The following is an 18,933-nucleotide window of genomic DNA, read 5'->3' on the forward strand; positions in this document are numbered from 1 at the left end:
GCAAATTTAAAACAAAGTTTTGTTTCACCAAACATTTTTTTAAGTAAAAATGAAAAAAATATGCTTTACCCATGTTAAAGGTTTATAAAAATAGTTCATTCCTTTCTATATTAATTAGTAAATTCGCCACTTAGGTTTAACCCAAGCTTCATGTTTTCAAAGAACTACCACAAGTGGGACACTATATTAGGATGGTCCGTATTTTTTATAGCCCTTATTACATACTACATTACCGTTGAACCCACCAATAGTTTTTGGGATGCGGGAGAGTATATAGCAACAGCAGCCAAGCTTCAAGTGGGTCACCCACCTGGAGCACCTTTACTACAAATGATAGGCGCATTTTTTGCAATGTTCGCTTTAGAACCAAGTCAAGTTGCTATGATGGTAAACCTGGTTTCTGGCGTATCAAGTGCATTTACCATTTTATTCATGTTCTGGACAATTACTAATATCACCAGAAAATTAATAGATAACGATGGTCCTTTCACCAATAGCAAAGCAATTGCAGTATTTGGTAGTGCCTTAGTAGGTTCATTGGCATTTACATATTCAGATAGCTTTTGGTTCAATGCCGTAGAAACAGAAGTATATTCTATGGCAAGCTTTATCATGGCCTTATTGTTGTGGCTAGGATTAAAATGGACAGATAATCTTGATGACCCTCGTGGAAACAAGTGGCTTGTATTAATATCTTTTGTTGTCGGGTTAACTTTTGGAGTTCAGTTTATGGGCTTCTTGGCAATACCATCAATTGGTTTACTTTATTATTTTAAAACCTACAAAGAGACTACAGTAAAGAACTTTTTACTAGCTAACATCATTGTTATAGCGATTTTAATGTTAGTATATAAATTTTCGCTAACCTATGTACTTCAGCTTTTTGGTTGGGGAGAGGTATTCTTTATTAACAGTATAGGTCTACCATTTAATTCAGGTTCTATTATTATCGGTCTTTTATTTATAGCTGCTTTTTACTTCGGCTTAAACTATACTCGTAAAAACAATTATAAGACAGGCAATACCATTGTTCTGTGTATGATGTTTTTATTTCTAGGTTTTTCTTCCTGGTTAATGTTGCCAATTAGAGCAAATGCCAAGGTTGTTATCAATGAGAACAACCCAGAAGATGCAAGAGCACTTTTAGCATATTACAATAGAGAGCAATACCCAGGTGTTGATAGTCCCGTTTACGGTACCTATTATTCAGATATGTTTGCACCAGCAGGCGAAGATCAAGATGGAAAACCTAAATATGAGAAAGATTACACATTAGGGAAATACATTATTGTAAATAAATACAAAGATGCCGTTCAAGGCCCCAACCCTAAACACCAAGGTTTACTACCTAGAATGTGGAGTTCGCAAAATGCAGAAAACTACATGCGTTATTTTGGAGCCTTAGATTTTAGGATCACACAACCAAACCAAGAATTAAGGCAAGCTGCAGAACAAGTTAAAATTGGTTTTGCAAATGGCGAAATCGGTGCCGACCAGTATATCAGCTTTTTAAAACGTTTTGATGAATATATAGAAGTACAGCCGCCAACCGTGTGGGACAATGTTAAATATATGTTTGAATTTCAATTCAACTATATGTATCTGCGTTATTTTATGTGGAATTTTGTTGGAAAACAAAATGACATACAAGGCCGCTACAATGACAATGGTAATTGGATAAGCGGAATTAACATTGCAGATAAATTTTTTAGAGGAAAAAGTCAAGAGAACTTACCAAGCGACATTCAAAACAATCCGGGAAGAAACACGTATTACTTTTTGCCCTTAATTTTAGGGGTCATAGGTATAGTTTTTCAACTCTCAAAAGACAAAAAGCAATTTTGGGTATTATTGATGTTCTTTCTGTTTACGGGATTAGCTATACAGTTCTATACAAACCCCGGTATTTTTCAACCTCGTGAACGAGATTATTCACTTGTAGGTTCATTCTATGTATTTGCTCTTTGGATCGGATTAGGGGTTTACGGATTGTATGATAGTTTTAAAGAATGGATCACTCCTAAAATATTAGCCCCTGCAGTAGTTGTTGTAACATTACTTGCCGTACCAACGGTAATGGCGGTACAAAACTGGGATGACCATGATAGATCTGGCAAATTCACGGCAAATTCGTCTGCAAAAGCATATTTAGATTCTTGCCAGGAAGATGCAGGAGCTATTTTATTCACCATTGGTGACAATGACACCTTCCCAATTTGGTACGCACAAGAGATTGAACATTACAGAACAGACGTTCGTATAGTTTGTACCAGTCTTTTTGAAACAGATTGGTATGTAGATCAAATGAAGGCTGCCGCTTATGAAAGTGCACCTATACCTTCTCAGATTACACATGAAAAATACAGATGGGGATCAAGAGATGTGCTATACCACCAAGGTATTACAGAGAATAGATGGCCAATAAAGGATTTCATCAATTGGATCGACAGCGATAAACCTAGAACAAAGCTTAAGTATTTATTTGAGCAAAATGGTGCAGATTTAAGTCAGTATTCTGAAGATACTCAGAACATGATCTACTACCCTACTAATAAAATTAGGGTTCCTGTAAACAAACAAAATGTACTAAACAGCGGCTTGGTCAAAGCAAAAGACGCAGACCTTATTGTTGAGTACATTGATATTGACTTACCAGGTGCTATTACAAAGAAGAGCATGATGATGCTTGATATCTTAGCCAATAATGATTGGAAACGTCCTTTATACTTCTCTGGAGGTAGTTTTGACGATGCCGAGTATTTATGGATGAAAGATTATCTTCAATTAGATGGTTTAGCGTACAAGCTCGTACCTATTCGTACAGAAAGACCTAACGCATTTGAATTAGGACGAATTGATACCGAATTAATGTATGATATCGTTACCGGATGGGATTGGGGTAATGCAGGTGGCGACATTTACCACGATACACAAACCCGTATTCAGAGCGTATCTTTTAGAGGTAATTTAGCTCGTTTAACGGAAGCTTTGATCAAGGAGAATAAAATGGACAAGGCTAAAGATATCATTGAGATTTCATTGACCAACATGCCTGTAGATAAATTTGGATACTACACTTTAGTGGAACCTTTTGTAGACGGCTATTATAAAGTTGGTGAAAGCCAGAAAGCACGTGCTCTTTTTGAAAAGTTGAAAGGCAAATACCAAGAAAGATTAGAATATTACGCTTCTACAAGTTTAGACGAGCAATACAGCAATATTGATGACATCATTGCAGATATGGAGGCATACAGACGTAATATAGATATGATCATCACCAATGATAGCGAGGATGTTGCTGAAAAAGAAACCTTAATATTCAATGAGTATATAGATAAGTTCCAACACTTCTATAAAGATGAGGACGATATGGACATGCGTGAAGAAATGCAGCAGACCAATCCAGATATGATGGATACCATGCCTGTTTCTGATACCATTTTACCTGACAATACTAAAACTGAAATTGTAGAATAGATATTCTTTCAAAATAGCGCATTAAAAAAAGCTTTGAGTTTACACTCAAAGCTTTTTTTATGTTTTAAATAATATAAAATTTTAAACGTATTCTTTAAGAATACCCATTAGCGTAGTAGCATCTTGTTCGCCACTTTGTCGCCATACCATTTCACCTTTTTTATAGATCATAAGCGTAGGTAGACCCTTAACACGTAAAGCCTGAGAAAGCTCTTTGTTCTTATCCACATCTATTTTTATAACCTTACCTCTGCTACCTAAAGCAGCGGCTACATCCCTTAATACAGGATGCATTGCAGTTGACTGCTCATTCCACTCTGCATAAAAATCAAGAAGAACAGGTACCTTTAAATCTATTAATTCACCAAATTTGGACATATAAAATGCTTTTCTTTGTTAGCCAAATGTAATAAAAATTGTTAAAATACTACTCTTAGCATCCTAATAGTAGTACTGTAATAGGGTTAAAATCATGTTAATGCCTTTTTCTTCAAAGTTATCACGGTAATTTCTGGCCATATACCTACCCTACCCGGATAACCTAAAAAGCCAAAACCTCTGTTTACATTAATGAATTGCCCCATTTCTTTGTAAATACCCGCCCAATAAGGGTATCTCCATTTTACAGGGCTCCACTTGATCCAACCTGGTATTTCAATACCAAATTGCATCCCGTGAGTGTGTCCGCTCAATGTCAAGTGGTAATGGTAAGCATCTTTAATTACTTCCATTTCCCAGTGTGATGGATCGTGACTCATTAATATTTTAAAATCGTCGGCATTAATCTGTGAGGCAGCCTTTTTAAGGTCCCCGGCTTTTTTGAATCCGCCTTTGCCCCAATTCTCTACACCCACCAAAGCAATCTTATCATCCCCTTTTTGTAAATATCTATGCTCGTTAAGCAAAAGATCAAAACCCATTTCTTTTTGCAATGTTTTTAGGTCTTCTAAATTCTGTTGTTTTAGCTCTTCGGTATCCCAAGGAATATAATCACCGTAATCATGATTACCTAAAACTGAAAACTTACCATCTTTTGCATGAAGGGTACTAAAAAGATCTGCCCACGGCTCCATTTCAGAAGTCATATTATTAACCATATCACCCGTAAACAAGAGTACATCGCTTTTCTGCTGATTAATAAGGTTTACAGCGTATTCAATCTTTTTTCTATCATCGAAACTACCACTATGTATATCTGAAATTTGGGTAATCTGGTACCCGTCAAAACTATCGGGAAGATCTTCGAATTCCAAATCGTATTTTAACACCTTAAAATTGTACTTCCCCTTGTACATACCATATAGCAGCGCCCCAAATGGTACGGCAGCTACTCCCAGTGCTAGTAAACTAAGAAAACGTCTACGTGCCGGAAGTCCGAATTGCTTTTCCTCACCATACATTTTTTGATATGCACCTGCTATAAAACGATATATATCTTCAGAAAACAAGAATAAGATAGTGATGATATTGAACGTTAACATGGTCAACAAAAAACCAAAAGCATAACTTTTAGGTATACTTAAAACACGACCTGTCTCTTCCCCTATAGAAAATTGGTAGATAAAATTTAACATGACCGCTAATGATATTGCAATATAAATCCATGACCACCACGGTTGCTTGGTAATTGTTTTTAATGCTTGCAATACATAACAGCTTAAAGCAACATAAGCTAAGACAAAAATAAACCAACGGATCATGAATGAATTTTTTACAAAGATATCTGTATCTCAACGGTATGTGTGCTCAATTGCATTTTATTTAACCTTGGCCACAACAGCTTTAATATAATCCAATTGCGTGATTGCCCTTTGATTATCACTTAAAAAGTTAACTGAATTCATAGAAATTAACGGTTTTGAAGATAAGGATTGCACCATCTTAGTACCCGATAAATGTGCCATTTTAAAACCTTTATCTTTAAATAGCTCAACATTAGCAGCATTTACACCCGAGCCTGGCATAATCTGTATCATTTTCGATTGTTCTTTTAATTGGAATAAGAAATCTATTCCCTCAGGTGCTGATTTCTGTTGTCCAGAAGTTAAAATAGTATCCACTTGCATAGTTTCCAATTTCTTCAAAGCATCCAACGGGTTCTCTATCCAATCAAACGCCCTATGAAACGTAAATTTCAATTTACCAGCAGCATCCTTTAGTTTTTGGGTTCGTACTACATCTAAAGAAAAATTTTCCAAAAGAACTCCAGATACAATTCCATTAAATCCCAGCTCTGCACACAGCTCAATATCCGAAATCATAATATCCAGCTCTTCATCAGAATATGTAAAGTCACCACTTCTAGGACGTATAAGAATATTAACCGGTATTGTAATTTTACTTCTCACAGCTTTCAACAACCCGTAAGAAGGTGTTAATCCGCCCACCGCTAATTCTGAACACAACTCAATTCGGTCTGCTCCGGCACGTTCGGCAACTAAAGCAGATTCCAATGAATTAGCACAAACTTCTACTATCATATTCCTATATTTAAGGTCACTAAAAGTAAAGAACCCATCCCATGAAAAGAAGAAAATTTCTTAGAAATTCTAGCACAGTAGCCGCCGGTATAGTATCCGCACCTATATTAGCTTCATACAAAGAAACTCCTCTAGTAAAAAGAGCAGATAACGCACCAGTTCTACCAATTGCAATTTGTACATGGAATTTTGGCAATGCAACAGCCAAAGCATGGGAGGTTTTAGAAAAAGGAGGTAATGCATTAGATGCCGTTCACCAAGGGGTAATGGTAGAAGAAAATGACCTAAGCAATAGCACAGTAGGAAACGGCGGCAGGCCCGATAGAGATGGCAATGTTACATTAGACGCCTGTATTATGGACAAAGATGGCAATTGTGGTGCTGTTTTAGCAATGCAGAATATTGCAAACCCCATATCAGTAGCAAGAAAAGTAATGGAAGAGACGCCGCATGTAATGCTAGCCGGCAAAGGAGCCGAACAGTTTGCTTACGAACAAGGTTTTGAGAAAACAGATTTGCTAACCGAAGAATCAAAACAAGCTTGGGAAAAATGGAAAAAAACATCTCAATACAAACCTATCATAAATATAGAAAATCATGATACCATTGGTATGTTAGCAATTGATGCCGATGGCGATATTGCGGGGGCATGTACCACTAGTGGCATGGCATATAAAATGGCAGGCAGGGTTGGTGACTCGCCCATTATAGGCGCAGGACTTTTTGTTGACAATGAAGTTGGTGGCGCTACGGCAACTGGTGTTGGTGAAGAAGTTGTAAGAACGGTTGGTAGTTTTTTAATTGTTGAATTAATGCGACAAGGCAAATCGCCACAAGAGGCATGCGAAGAAGGTGTAAAACGCATTATCGCTAAAAATAAGGACAAACAAGATTTTCAAATTGGGTTTATCGCCATTAACAAAAAAGGCGAAACAGGTGGTTATTGTATTCACCCAGGGTTTAGTTACAGAACTTATTCTAAAAAAGGTCATGTAAACAATCCTTCAGATAGTTATTTGAACAAATAACTTATCAACACAGCTCCATAAATTGACGAAGCAATAGCGCATTCCCACCTATTGTTTCCCTATCAATTTGTACTTTTAACGTTTTACAATCAATACTCAAAAATGGCAGATCAAAAAAGACTCTTTTTGCTAGATGCATATGCACTAATTTTTCGTGGTTACTACGCACTTATAAAAAACCCTAGAATAAACTCTCAAGGCATGGATACTTCTGCCATTATGGGATTCATGAATTCTTTATTCGATGTTATTCGTCGTGAAAAACCAGATCATTTAGCCGTTTGTTTTGATAAAGGTGGAAGTGCCGAACGTACAGAGTTGTTCCCCGAGTATAAAGCCAACAGATCAGAAACTCCTGATGCCATCCGTATTGCCGTACCTTATATTCAAGATATCTTAAATGCAATGCAGATTCCTGTTGTAGTAAAAGAAGGATGGGAAGCAGATGACATTATCGGAACGTTGGCAAAACAAGCAGAAAAAGAAGATTACAAAGTTTTTATGGTAACGCCAGATAAAGATTTTGGACAACTGGTATCTGAAAACATTTTCATGTATCGCCCTGCTAGAATGGGTAACGGTATAGAAATTTGGGGTATTCCAGAAATTCAAAAACGTTTTGGGGTTCAACGACCAGAACAGGTTATTGATTATTTAGGCATGATGGGTGATGCCAGTGATAACATTCCTGGTTTACCAGGTGTTGGTGATAAAACTGCCAAGAAATTCATTGAGCAATTTGATTCAATGGAAGGGCTTTTGGCGAATACCGATAAGCTTAAAGGTAAAATGAAAGAGAAAGTAGAAGCCAATGGTGAACTTGGTTTACTTTCTAAAAAATTAGCTACTATTTGTTTAGATGTTGATGTTACTTTCAATGCTAGTGATTATGAGATGTCTGAACCAAATGCCGAAGAAGTTCAGAAAATTTTCGAAGAGCTTGAGTTTAGAAGATTAAAAGATCAGTTTATAAAATTATTTTCTGCGGAAGCCGAAGAGGCGAACACAGAAGTTACAAACAAACCAGTCGCTAAAAAAGAGATACAAGATGCTGGATCAGGACAGTTCTCGCTATTTGGAAGTCCTGCAGATTCTGGCGCAACTGTAAAAGATTTTTCAAGTAGAAAGACCATTGCAGATGTTGCGCATTCTTACCAAAGTGTTGCCCCAGGTATGGCGATGAAGTTATTTCTAAAAAACTTAATGCAGCAAACTTCGGTTTGTTTTGATACGGAAACCACAGGTTTAAATCCATTAACAGCAGAATTAGTTGGTATTGCTTTTTCTTGGGAAGCAACAAAAGGATATTACATTCCCTTTACGGATAATAAAGAAGAAGTTCAGACACTTTTAGAAGAATTACGCCCATTCTTTGAAGCTGAAAAAATTGAAAAAATAGGTCAGAATTTAAAGTATGACATTAAGGTTTTAGATAAATATAATATAGATGTAAAAGGACCTCTGTTCGATACTATGTTGGCACATTATCTAATTAACCCAGATATGCGTCATAATATGGACGTATTAGCAGAGACGTATTTAAATTACACCCCGGTTTCCATCACAGAACTAATTGGTAAAAAAGGGAAAAATCAATTGAGCATGCGCGATGTTCCTTTAGAAAAACAAACGGAATATGCGGTTGAAGATGCCGATATCACTTATCAACTTGCTCAACATTTTAGACCAGAATTAAAAGAAGCCAATACAGAAAAGTTATTTCAAGACATTGAGATTCCGTTATTACGCGTTTTGGCGGACATGGAATTAGAAGGCATCAATTTAGATGAGAAATTCTTGAATTCACTTTCAGAAGACTTGAACAATGACATCAGCAATCTAGAAAAGAAAATTTACGAAGTTGCCGGTGAAGAATTCAATATTGGATCACCCAAACAATTAGGTGAAATTCTATTTGACAAACTGAAACTAGTTGACAAGCCTAAAAAGACAAAAACAGGTCAATATTCCACCGCAGAAGATGTATTATCTTATTTGGCAAAGGACCATGAAATCATTCAGAATGTATTAGACTATAGAGGTCTTGCTAAATTGAAAAGCACTTATGTAGATGCATTACCAGAACAGGTAGAACCATCTACAGGAAGAGTGCATACAGACTACATGCAAACCGTTGCTGCTACCGGAAGGTTAAGTAGTAATAATCCAAATTTACAGAATATACCAATAAGAACTGAGCGTGGTAGACAAGTTAGAAAGGCGTTTATTCCACGTGATGAGAATTACACCTTATTAGCAGCGGATTATTCTCAAATAGAGCTACGTATAATTGCAGCTTTGAGTGAAGAGACTACCATGATTGAAGCTTTTAAACATGGTGAGGATATTCATGCTTCTACAGCATCAAAAGTATTTAATGTGCCTTTGGAAGAAGTGACTAGAGAGCAGCGTAGCAATGCGAAAACAGTTAACTTCGGAATCATCTATGGTGTATCTGCATTTGGATTAAGCAACCAAACGGACTTGTCAAGAAAAGAAGCAAAAGAATTAATAGATACCTACTACAAGACCTACCCAAAGTTGCGAAATTACATGAGCGAACAAATAGATTTTGCACGAGAAAATGGTTATGTTTCTACTGTTTTAGGAAGAAGACGCTATTTAAAAGATATCAATGGCAGTAATGCCATAGTTCGTGGCGCTGCAGAGCGAAATGCCGTAAATGCACCTATTCAAGGTAGTGCCGCAGATATCATAAAAATCGCTATGATCAATATTCATAACAAACTAGAAAAAGGCAATTACAAGTCTAAAATGCTTTTACAAGTACATGATGAATTAGTGTTCGATATTTACAAGCCAGAACTAGAAGAATTACAAACACTCATTAAATCTGAAATGGAGAATGCATACAAAATTGCAGTTCCTTTAGATGTGGAGGTTGGATTGGGTGAGAATTGGTTGGTGGCGCATTAACACTTATTTGCAATAGAAAAGTCACACTTTGTAAGAAAAAATTGTAGTATTTCGACGAAAATATTCTGTTAACAAAACGCTAATATTTATATTAGTGTTTTCCTAACCAGAATTAACTATGATTAAAAATTACACTAGGCTGCTATTGACAGCCCTATTTTTGTATTGTTTTACAGGATTTTCGCAAACTAATTTAGTCATCAATGGTGACCTTGAAAACTGGTCTACCGGAACGCTTGAGGACTGGGAATCACAAGAAGGAAATATAAATCAAGAAACCAATATAACATCTAGTGGCAACAACAGTGCCCTTTTAATTGAAACAAATAGCACCACTGAACCTACTATAGTTTCAAAAAACTTTATTCTAGAAGCTGGAAAAACATATAAATTTAGTTACGACTTTAAAGTAAAAACAGGTCGGGATCCTTTTGGACAACAGGTTATAGGTTTTAAATTTGGACCTGTAAGCAGCTTCCCATATAGCTCCGGAAATGCGATTCCTCAAGGATATGAATGGGAATCCAGAGAGGACGAAATCGAAATTACAGTAACTGAAGCGTGGAAATTAGAAGTTAGCGCATTTACTTTTATCGATGAACTTTTTGAGGTATATGTTGATAATGTAAAAGTTATTGACATAAATGAATCCATCAACTCTGACAGAGAAGCATTAATTGCATTTTACAATGCCTTGGATGGACCTAACTGGACCAATACTTGGGATTTGACTACAGATATAAGCACTTGGTACGGTGTAGAGTTAAACAACGATAATCGTGTAACTAAAATAGAATTACCCGGCAATGGGCTGAAAGGATCATTACCACCAGAAATAGGTGATTTAGAAGAATTACAAATTTTAAATTTAAACAAAAGTACTTTTATCACAGGAGCTGTCCATAACGAAATATCTGGGACAATTCCTCCTGAAATTGGCAACCTAACAAAACTCAAGGAAGTTTATTTTGAATATCTAGAATTATCAGGAACTTTACCTGAAGAAATAGGTTTCATGTCTCAACTTGAAATCATGAATCTAGGATCTAACAACCTATCAGGTAGTTTACCGCAACAAATAGGAAACTTACTAAACCTCAAAGTATTGGACATAAATTCTAATAATTTTACAGGTGCCTTTCCATCTCAGATAACCAACTTATTACAGTTGCATACTTTAAATATGAATTATAATAAATTTTCCGGTACGATTCCTTCTGAAATCGGAAACCTAGTTCAATTAAAAGAATTTGATATTGGAAGCAATTTATTAACTGGAACAATTCCTCTTGAAATAGGTAGTTTAATCCAATTAGAAAAATTTACGATAAGTCTTAACAACTTAAACGGAGAGATACCAGTACAAATAGGTAATTTGACAGACCTAGTGTATTTTTCCTTAAGTGAAAATAACATTTCAGGTGTTATTCCTACCGAATTTACAAATCTTACAAAGCTAAAACTCTTCAACGCTGAAAACTGTAACTTATCAGGGAGTATTCCAACTGATATTGGCAATTTAACAGAGTTAGAGTACTTCAATGTTATGGGCTGCAACTTATCAGGTACATTACCAACTTCTATTGGAGCTTTAACAGAGTTAACTACGTTTTGGCTAAATGGAAATAATTTATCTGGAGAAATACCATCATCTATTGGCAATCTCATTAAATTATCTTCACTTCGCTTAAATTTCAATGAATTCACAGGAACAATTCCTGCTAGTATTGGAGAATTATCATCTTTAAATAGTCTTGACTTATCCAGCAATAATCTTACTGGAAATATACCTAACACCTTAGCAAACCTTTCTTTTATAGGGTCAATATATTTAAATGAAAATATGCTTGAAGGTACAATTCCTGAAAACCTAAGTAGCCTACCTGGTTTAAGGGTATTTAAAGTTGAGGACAATAACCTTTCAGGGGCGATACCGATATTTGCATCACCTGATTTAATACAAGTTAATCTTAGAAACAACAACTACGTTTTCGAAAATATAGAGGAATTACTTGACTTAGCTTCTGATGCTAGTGTCTACGATTATTTTTATCAAAATGAAATAGACGATACCTCATCAATCACTTTAAACAGCGGTAATGAATTCTCTATTTCAGTAGAGGCTACTACCAGTTCAAATAATATATATGAATGGAGGAAAAATGCCACTACTATTGACGGGGCCACAGAAAGAACATTTAGCATTCTAAATGTTAGCTCTACAGATTCCGGAAATTACAATTGTCATATTACAAATAGTAAAGTTCCCAACTTAGTTCTAGTTAAAAAAACTACTATTCTTAATATCTCTAGCAGTAACGATATAGACAACGACGGCGTACAAAATGCAGATGATGATTGCCCTAATACTCCGGCAGGAGAAACAGTTGATGAAAATGGCTGTACAGTGACCACAGTATCAGATTCTGACAATGATGGTGTTGCAGATGCTGATGACGATTGCCCTAATACTCCAATAGGAGATACAGTTGATGAAAATGGCTGTACAGTGACCACAGTAACAGATTCTGACAATGACGGTGTACAAGATGCTGATGACGATTGTCCCAACACCCCAGAAGGTGAGACTGTAGATTCGAGCGGGTGTACGATTTCTGAAAATACACTCCCAAATATTTCAAATGATGGTATTCAAGTAAAAGTAACAAGTACCAGTTGTCCAAATACGGCAAATGGTGAAATTTCTGTTTCTTTCACTGAGGATTACAATTACACGGTTCAAATCACCGGCATGTTACTAGATAACACCTTTGATAACATTAACGCATCAAATGGGCTAGTAAGATCAGATCTTTCTTCTGGTTCGTATACGGTATGTATAACCGTACCTGAGTATCCAAGCTATGAACAATGCTACACAGTAACAATTGAAACTCCCGAAGAATTTATTTCCGGTAAAACCGTTATAGACTACACCGCTAAAAAAGCAAGTGTTGTAGTTTCTGGAAGCAAGAATTACCAAGTTTTAGTTAATGAGAAAGTATATTCATTTGAAGTTGATAATAGTGATAATCAGCAATTATCATTTCCGCTTGATCAAGGAGCTAATGTTATTTCTATAGAAACCGATAAAATTTGCCAAGGTGTTTTTAATGATAGTATTGTACTCAGTAATGCTATTTTATCTCCAAACCCAGTGACTGATATGTTACGAGTTGAAGGTCTAGACATTATGACTAATGCTCAAGTTATCTTATCAAACTTAAGCGGAGTAACAACTCTACAAGAGCGCAAACAGATAAGTAACGGCACATTAGAAATGAATATTTCCAATCTTTCTCCTGGCGTCTATATGTTAACAATTATAGATGGAGATAAAGAAATCAACTTAAAATTTGTAAAAAAATGAAATTAGCTATAAAATTAATTTTAGTAGGATTACTAGTTGCGTCATGCGGTGGAAGCGATGACAGCAACAACAATCCGCCAGAGGAAACAGAAAAAGAACTGGGCGCTTTCAATCTTGTATTTCCTGAAAACAACTTAATATGCACTGAAGGAGAAGATAATGGTACAGACGGCGTTAGCATAGAGCTTCAATGGTCAGCATCTACAAACGCTACTTCATATGAATTAGAAATTACGAACCAAGAAAACAACTCAACAGACAAAAGAACTATAACCACAACATCATTTGCTGTAGGTTTACCTAAAGGCACCCAATTTTCATGGTCTGTAACTGCTATTTTAGGTTCAAAAACACTAACGAGTGATTCTTGGAATTTTTATTCTGAAGGTACAAGCACTGAAAATTTCGCTCCCTTCCCAGCAGAAATTAGTGTTTCAGATAATGGTGACGGTTCAGTAAGCGTATCTTGGATAGGTGAAGACCTAGATGACGACCTATCAACCTACGATGTTTACATTGGCACCTCAGGTAACTTAGAACTGATTCTTGAGAATACAACCAATATAAATACCAATTACAATATTACAGCCGGAGAGCAATATATTGCCCGTGTAGTTTCTAAAGACAGCAACAACAATACATCTACTAGCGAAACCTATTTCACATTTTAGAAAGTTAAAGTTTCTTTAAAGGAAGACGAAAATGTATTTTTAAAACGTTAGCATATAACGTACTTCTACAATGAGGTACGCTATTTTTCATGAAAAGACTTATAATTATTTTAGCTTTTACGGTCTTTAGCGGTGCTTCATTGACTGCGCAAGACATAAAAGTCTTTCCTAACCCTGCAACGAATGTTATTAATGTCTTAGGACTCAAAAATGATTCGAATGCGGCTATAAGCATCAGAGATAGTTACGGAACCCAAATTATCTTTCACAAATGGGATATTAAAAGAAATTCCCTGAATATTCCTGTTTTCAATCTTGAAAAAGGTTTGTACATGATTACCATACAATCTGAACATCAAAATGTAAAAACTAAATTTTACAAGCAATAAAAAACCCTCACACAAAGTGCAAGGGTCATTTATTACTATAATTCAATATAGTTTATCGCTTCACGAAAATCAATTGCCCGTCTTCTGAAAAGTTAGGAATATCAAGATCGCTGGCATCTAATGTCATTACATTACCGTCAATAGTAACACCTATTGCCACTTCCTCACCATTTTCATCTATGGTAGTTACAGTTTCCCCATCAAAAGTATAAGTACTTTCATTGACATCAGATTCTGTTGGGCAAGGAATATCTAAACCCGTAGCAGTTGCGTTAACTTCAATATAATTTGCGGAATTAGAAGCGCTAGCCGTTAAGTCTTCATTAAACTGCAAAGTAATAATGAAGCAATTTTCTTCTGTAAGAAAATCTAGAATCTGTTTTCCAAATTTAACATCGTCACTTGCCGTTTCATTGTCAATTTCAAGTTCTGTAGCATCCCAAGTACCTATAATAGCCGCACTATTGAATTCTGCTTCATTTTGGGTCTCATCTTTGTCAGAACTACAGGATACCAGTGTTAATACTACTCCTGCAATTAGTAAAATATGCTTATACATCTTTTTAGTTTTTTTGGTTGTACAAGCATAAAAACGAAAAAATCAACTTATTATTTCATAACCAAACAAACAGCTACCTAACAAGAACGGGGACTTAGAGTATAAATCTATACGTTGCCTTTAACAAAATGGTATTATCTTTTTTCTGTCCTAGTATTTGACGATCTAAATTCCTGCCCAAAGTTTCACCAGGATTCCCTGCCCCTACAACTCCTTGTGACCAGACCAAAAAGATTTCCGACCCAGGCACATATTCCCATCTCAATACTAAATTCGATCGAAACTGGACATATGAAAAATCTGGATTTTCAATCTGATAATCTGTAATTCCGTCAAAATTCTCATCAATCAAATAGTTATCAGTGTTATTAGATTGCGAAATTTGATTTTCAGAGAATAAAGTTACTCGCTCATTGAGACTTTCTGCAATAGGATTATTCACGTAATTAAAATTGGTATACGTTCCTCTAGAAATAAATGGCTCGCCATAATACTGAATAGATAAATTAGGATTTATACTATAATTAAAACGGATGGAAGTACTAAACGTTTTTTGATCAATATTACCGGTAATATATCTAGCATCTCCATTAAAATTGGTTTCGGTAACATATTGCGTTTTATTAGGATTCTCTTCAAATTCAGAAGAGATAGACAGGTTAAAAGCATCAAAAGGTTGGTAGTATAATCTAAACACATAACGCGCTAACGAAAAGTTTTTTTCGGCTGCCTGACTATTTACATAACCCAAGGTAAAACTTAGTTTCTTTCTACTATCAGAACCGAAAAATAGATATGCAAAATTTTCATCTGACCAACGCCAACGTGGTCCGCCACGTAATACGGTATTAGAGAATATACGGGGTTTATGCGCCGCCCCAACTTCTGTCCACCAATTATTTTTATAATTTATAAATCCCTCAAACTGATATTGAATTCTATTATAATTACCCTCAAAATCGTAGGTTGAATACTGACTTAATTCCATATTTGCCCTTCTATATAAATTAGTGGGTTTAATAAACAACCTACTAACAGATGCAGTTTGTTTAATTTCATCTGCTTGTCTTAGAAATCCAATGTCATTAAGTTCCAGTTCTGGTGATCGCCAAATGATGCCACCGTCATATCTCCAATTACCACCACCTGCTTTACCTACCTCTATTTTACCACCAGTACCTGTAAGCGAGGTTCTATTAGGATCTACAGAAACATGGTCTGCATCAACTCTTTGAAAAAGGTGCGTTATACTAGTTTGCGTTCTTGCAATGGCATCTTCACTTCCTGTAACATGACTACCAACAATGTTGCCTTCCACATAATAATTTCTATCCTTCCAATTGTGTTTAAAATCAAAACCGCCGGTGTATGCACCACTTCTTAAAAAATCTAGATTATCTGGTATATTTCTATTCGTAGCAGTAAAAATTCCACCAATAAAAGAATTACGCTCATTAAAATCTTTTTGCACCCTACCTACCAGATAATTAGTTAGTGGTTCTACAAGTTCTGAACGTTTATTACCTACAACATCTTCAATCTCTGCATACATTTTACCGGTAACACTTTCTAAAAGACCCAATGACCACCCGTTTTTGGTTTTGCCAGAGAACTTAGCAGCACCCAAAATTGTACTATTTGTTGGCTGATCAATGAATTCATCTGTCGTCGCCGTTGCAAAACCCTGCGGACTTCTTCCTATTCTTCTACTATAAAAAATATTGTCATTACCATCGGCAAACTCATAATCGAAAATATTCTTGTTCTCGATAAAAAAAGGCCGTCGCTCTTCAAAAAAGATTTGAAATCCGTCTAAAGCAATAGCTCCGGGATCAGCATCTACTTGACCAAAATCCGGATTTACGGTCAAGTCTAAGGTCAAATCATTTGTCAAACCAATTTTAGCATCTAACCCAGCATTTAACCTATAATCATTACCATCACGAAATGGATTACCATCTTGCGAAGGATATGAATCATATTGATTTACTAAAAAGGGTTGAATTTCTAATTGCTTTTGTGACTGAATATCAATAAGCCCCCTAAGTACACCAAACTCACTTACCCAGCCCGGGGCATCTAACGAAACAGGTTGCCAAAGAGAACGTTCCTCTGCCCTAAAAAATCTTCTGTTCAATTGTAAACCCCAAATCTGTTCTTTTTGTTCTCCAAATTTTAATTGACTGAAAGGTATTTTCATCTCAGCAGTCCATCCATCCGCATCAATTTGAGAAGCAGTATACCAAATTGGATTCCAGCTAGCATCCCAAAAATCTCCATTTTGAGATATGAACTCATCCCCCTTTACGCCTGCGGCAGAAATATTAAAAGAGAAACCGGTTCTTTTATCGTTATAACTATCTATATTAATCTCGATCCAATCACCCGAGAAATTATCGCGCCTAGCAAGTCTTTTTTCTATTTTAGAAGGAATACTATCATAACAACGAATGCCAACATAAAGAAATTTGGCATCGTAGGTGATCTTAAACTTTGTAGATTGGCTTGGTTTTTCTCCATTATTAGGGTCGAAAACTGTAAAATCACCATCCCAAGATACCGTATCCCAAGCCTTATCAGACAATTCTCCGTCAATTGTAATTTCTTCTCCTACCGGAAGTTGCTTGGTAATATATTCCCTTTGTACCTTTGCAACATCTTTTTGAGCTACTATTGTCGTAATGAATAGTAGAAATAAGATACTTAGGGATAAACATTTATTCATGACTGTGCGTTCTTTGGTTGATTGATGTGATATTAAAGAGACACAAAAGAATTGTAATTGTTACAGAAATAGTAATAAAACCGATAAGTTTAACAGTATCTCAATATAGATAAAGTAGTTAGATGTTACATTTATTTAAAAAATGTAAAAAAATAAGAAACAAGTATTTGCAATTCAAGTTAATAATTGTAGATTTGCAGCCCCTTTCTAGGGATTGATTAAAATAATAGTTAAAAATAGCAGTAGTGGATACATTAAGTTATAAGACCGTTTCGGCCAACAGAACAACTGTCAACAAAGAGTGGTTATTGGTAGATGCCGAAGGAGAAACATTAGGACGCATGGCTTCAAAAGTCGCCTATTTGTTAAGAGGAAAGCACAAGCCAAGTTTCACCCCTCATGTTGATTGTGGTGATAATGTTGTTATTATCAACGCAGAGAAAATTGTTCTTACAGGAAACAAGTGGTCTGATAAATCATATATGAGATATACTGGTTACCCAGGTGGTCAACGTACTACTAGCGTACAACAGCTATTGGATAAAAATCCAGAAGGTATTCTTGAAAAAGCAATAAAAGGAATGTTACCTAAGAATAGATTAGGTGCAGAACTTTTTAGAAACCTTAAAGTTTACGCAGGTACAGAGCACGGTCAAGAAGCTCAAAAGCCAACTGTTGTTAATTTAAAAGATATTAAATAAGATGGAAGTAATTCATAAAATTGGTCGTAGAAAGACCGCTGTAGCGAGAGTATATCTTTCTGATGGTAATGGTGATATCACTATTAACAACAAAGATTTAAGCGTATACTTCCCAACTGCAACACTTCAATACAAAGTAAAACAACCTTTCACATTAACTGAAAGCTTAGATACTTATGATGTAAAAGTAAATGTTTACGGTGGTGGTATCACTGGTCAAGCAGAAGCTATTCGTCTTGCTTTATCTAGAGCAATGTGTGAGATTGATGCTGAGAACAGAACAGTATTAAAACCAGAAGGTCTATTAACTAGAGACCCAAGAATGGTTGAACGCAAGAAATTCGGTCAGAAGAAAGCACGTAAAAAATTCCAATTCTCGAAACGTTAATTCGGAATTACAAAATTATCAGGCACCCTTTTTGGGTGCCTATTTTTATATTTTATCATACTGGAAAATCCAGATTATTAACAAGTTCATTGAAAGTCCTTTTAGGACAATTAAAAATCCTTTAATCATTTTATATTAAAGGTAAGATTAGTTTAGCATCTAAATGATGAAGGCTTTTCGGTTATAAATCGAAATACCACTTTATCAT

General features: G+C 35.7%; 13 protein-coding genes. 8 read left to right on the forward strand and 5 right to left on the reverse strand.

The window, feature by feature from the left end:
- Positions 1-150 precede the first annotated feature (150 nt).
- Positions 151-3,477, forward strand: a complete 3,327-nt coding sequence (locus ACJJVP_RS03000) for a DUF2723 domain-containing protein (RefSeq protein WP_405410628.1) — start codon at positions 151-153, stop codon at positions 3,475-3,477.
- Positions 3,478-3,558: 81 nt separating this feature from the next.
- Here ACJJVP_RS03000 and ACJJVP_RS03005 read toward each other — a convergent pair whose 3' ends face one another.
- The 3 genes from ACJJVP_RS03005 to ACJJVP_RS03015 all read right to left on the reverse strand — a co-directional run bounded on the left by ACJJVP_RS03005 (position 3,559) and on the right by ACJJVP_RS03015 (position 5,957).
- On the reverse strand, positions 3,559-3,855 hold the full coding sequence (locus ACJJVP_RS03005; protein WP_036151869.1) for a co-chaperone YbbN: 297 nt from the start codon (positions 3,853-3,855) through the stop codon (positions 3,559-3,561).
- Between the two features lie 92 nt (positions 3,856-3,947).
- Complete coding sequence (locus ACJJVP_RS03010) at positions 3,948-5,177, reverse strand: metallophosphoesterase (RefSeq protein WP_405410630.1); 1,230 nt, start codon at positions 5,175-5,177, stop codon at positions 3,948-3,950.
- A gap of 57 nt (positions 5,178-5,234) precedes the next feature.
- Positions 5,235-5,957 (reverse strand): copper homeostasis protein CutC, encoded by a 723-nt coding sequence (locus ACJJVP_RS03015; RefSeq protein ID WP_405410632.1) that lies wholly within the window; start codon positions 5,955-5,957, stop codon positions 5,235-5,237.
- 41 nt (positions 5,958-5,998) lie between these two features.
- Between ACJJVP_RS03015 and ACJJVP_RS03020 the strand changes: the two genes are divergently transcribed.
- From ACJJVP_RS03020 to ACJJVP_RS03040, 5 genes are all read left to right on the forward strand, one after another.
- Positions 5,999-6,985: an isoaspartyl peptidase/L-asparaginase family protein gene (locus ACJJVP_RS03020; RefSeq protein ID WP_405410633.1), complete on the forward strand. Its 987-nt coding sequence runs from the start codon at positions 5,999-6,001 to the stop codon at positions 6,983-6,985.
- 102 nt (positions 6,986-7,087) lie between these two features.
- Complete coding sequence (polA, locus tag ACJJVP_RS03025; protein WP_405410634.1) at positions 7,088-9,922, forward strand: DNA polymerase I; 2,835 nt, start codon at positions 7,088-7,090, stop codon at positions 9,920-9,922.
- A 118-nt stretch (positions 9,923-10,040) separates the two neighbouring features.
- The gene (locus tag ACJJVP_RS03030; RefSeq protein ID WP_405410636.1) at positions 10,041-13,292 is read left to right on the forward strand and encodes a T9SS type A sorting domain-containing protein; all 3,252 of its coding nucleotides are present in this window, start codon (positions 10,041-10,043) and stop codon (positions 13,290-13,292) included.
- Positions 13,289-13,963 (forward strand): hypothetical protein, encoded by a 675-nt coding sequence (locus tag ACJJVP_RS03035; protein WP_405410638.1) that lies wholly within the window; start codon positions 13,289-13,291, stop codon positions 13,961-13,963. Before ACJJVP_RS03030 ends, ACJJVP_RS03035 begins: the two co-directional genes overlap by 4 nt.
- 89 nt (positions 13,964-14,052) lie before the next feature.
- The gene (locus tag ACJJVP_RS03040; RefSeq protein WP_405410639.1) at positions 14,053-14,352 is read left to right on the forward strand and encodes a T9SS type A sorting domain-containing protein; all 300 of its coding nucleotides are present in this window, start codon (positions 14,053-14,055) and stop codon (positions 14,350-14,352) included.
- Between the two features lie 52 nt (positions 14,353-14,404).
- Here ACJJVP_RS03040 and ACJJVP_RS03045 read toward each other — a convergent pair whose 3' ends face one another.
- Both ACJJVP_RS03045 and ACJJVP_RS03050 read right to left on the reverse strand, forming a co-directional pair.
- The gene (locus ACJJVP_RS03045; protein ID WP_405410640.1) at positions 14,405-14,911 is read right to left on the reverse strand and encodes a hypothetical protein; all 507 of its coding nucleotides are present in this window, start codon (positions 14,909-14,911) and stop codon (positions 14,405-14,407) included.
- Positions 14,912-15,005: 94 nt separating this feature from the next.
- Positions 15,006-17,636 (reverse strand): DUF5916 domain-containing protein, encoded by a 2,631-nt coding sequence (locus ACJJVP_RS03050; protein ID WP_405410642.1) that lies wholly within the window; start codon positions 17,634-17,636, stop codon positions 15,006-15,008.
- Positions 17,637-17,881: 245 nt separating this feature from the next.
- On the opposite strand from ACJJVP_RS03050, the gene rplM reads away from it, so the two are divergent.
- A complete protein-coding gene (gene rplM / locus ACJJVP_RS03055) occupies positions 17,882-18,337 on the forward strand; it encodes a 50S ribosomal protein L13 (protein ID WP_116770290.1) in 456 nt (151 codons plus the stop codon).
- 1 nt (position 18,338) lies between these two features.
- Complete coding sequence (rpsI, locus tag ACJJVP_RS03060) at positions 18,339-18,725, forward strand: 30S ribosomal protein S9 (protein WP_036151836.1); 387 nt, start codon at positions 18,339-18,341, stop codon at positions 18,723-18,725.
- The last annotated feature ends 208 nt before the right edge of the window (positions 18,726-18,933 follow it).

The sequence above is a fragment of the Maribacter sp. Asnod1-A12 genome (assembly GCF_045063735.1).
Classification (GTDB): Bacteria; Bacteroidota; Bacteroidia; order Flavobacteriales; family Flavobacteriaceae; genus Maribacter.

What these genes read in the sequence shown, in the direction of transcription:
- ACJJVP_RS03045 (WP_405410640.1), bottom strand. Translation starts at nt 14,911, where the DNA reads ATGTATAAGCATATTTTACTAATTGCAGGAGTAGTATTAACACTGGTA.
- polA (WP_405410634.1), top strand. Translation starts at nt 7,088, where the DNA reads ATGGCAGATCAAAAAAGACTCTTTTTGCTAGATGCATATGCACTAATT.
- rpsI (WP_036151836.1), top strand. Translation starts at nt 18,339, where the DNA reads ATGGAAGTAATTCATAAAATTGGTCGTAGAAAGACCGCTGTAGCGAGA.
- ACJJVP_RS03000 (WP_405410628.1), top strand. Translation starts at nt 151, where the DNA reads ATGTTTTCAAAGAACTACCACAAGTGGGACACTATATTAGGATGGTCC.
- ACJJVP_RS03040 (WP_405410639.1), top strand. Translation starts at nt 14,053, where the DNA reads ATGAAAAGACTTATAATTATTTTAGCTTTTACGGTCTTTAGCGGTGCT.
- ACJJVP_RS03020 (WP_405410633.1), top strand. Translation starts at nt 5,999, where the DNA reads ATGAAAAGAAGAAAATTTCTTAGAAATTCTAGCACAGTAGCCGCCGGT.
- ACJJVP_RS03010 (WP_405410630.1), bottom strand. Translation starts at nt 5,177, where the DNA reads ATGATCCGTTGGTTTATTTTTGTCTTAGCTTATGTTGCTTTAAGCTGT.
- ACJJVP_RS03015 (WP_405410632.1), bottom strand. Translation starts at nt 5,957, where the DNA reads ATGATAGTAGAAGTTTGTGCTAATTCATTGGAATCTGCTTTAGTTGCC.
- ACJJVP_RS03005 (WP_036151869.1), bottom strand. Translation starts at nt 3,855, where the DNA reads ATGTCCAAATTTGGTGAATTAATAGATTTAAAGGTACCTGTTCTTCTT.
- ACJJVP_RS03050 (WP_405410642.1), bottom strand. Translation starts at nt 17,636, where the DNA reads ATGAATAAATGTTTATCCCTAAGTATCTTATTTCTACTATTCATTACG.
- ACJJVP_RS03030 (WP_405410636.1), top strand. Translation starts at nt 10,041, where the DNA reads ATGATTAAAAATTACACTAGGCTGCTATTGACAGCCCTATTTTTGTAT.
- ACJJVP_RS03035 (WP_405410638.1), top strand. Translation starts at nt 13,289, where the DNA reads ATGAAATTAGCTATAAAATTAATTTTAGTAGGATTACTAGTTGCGTCA.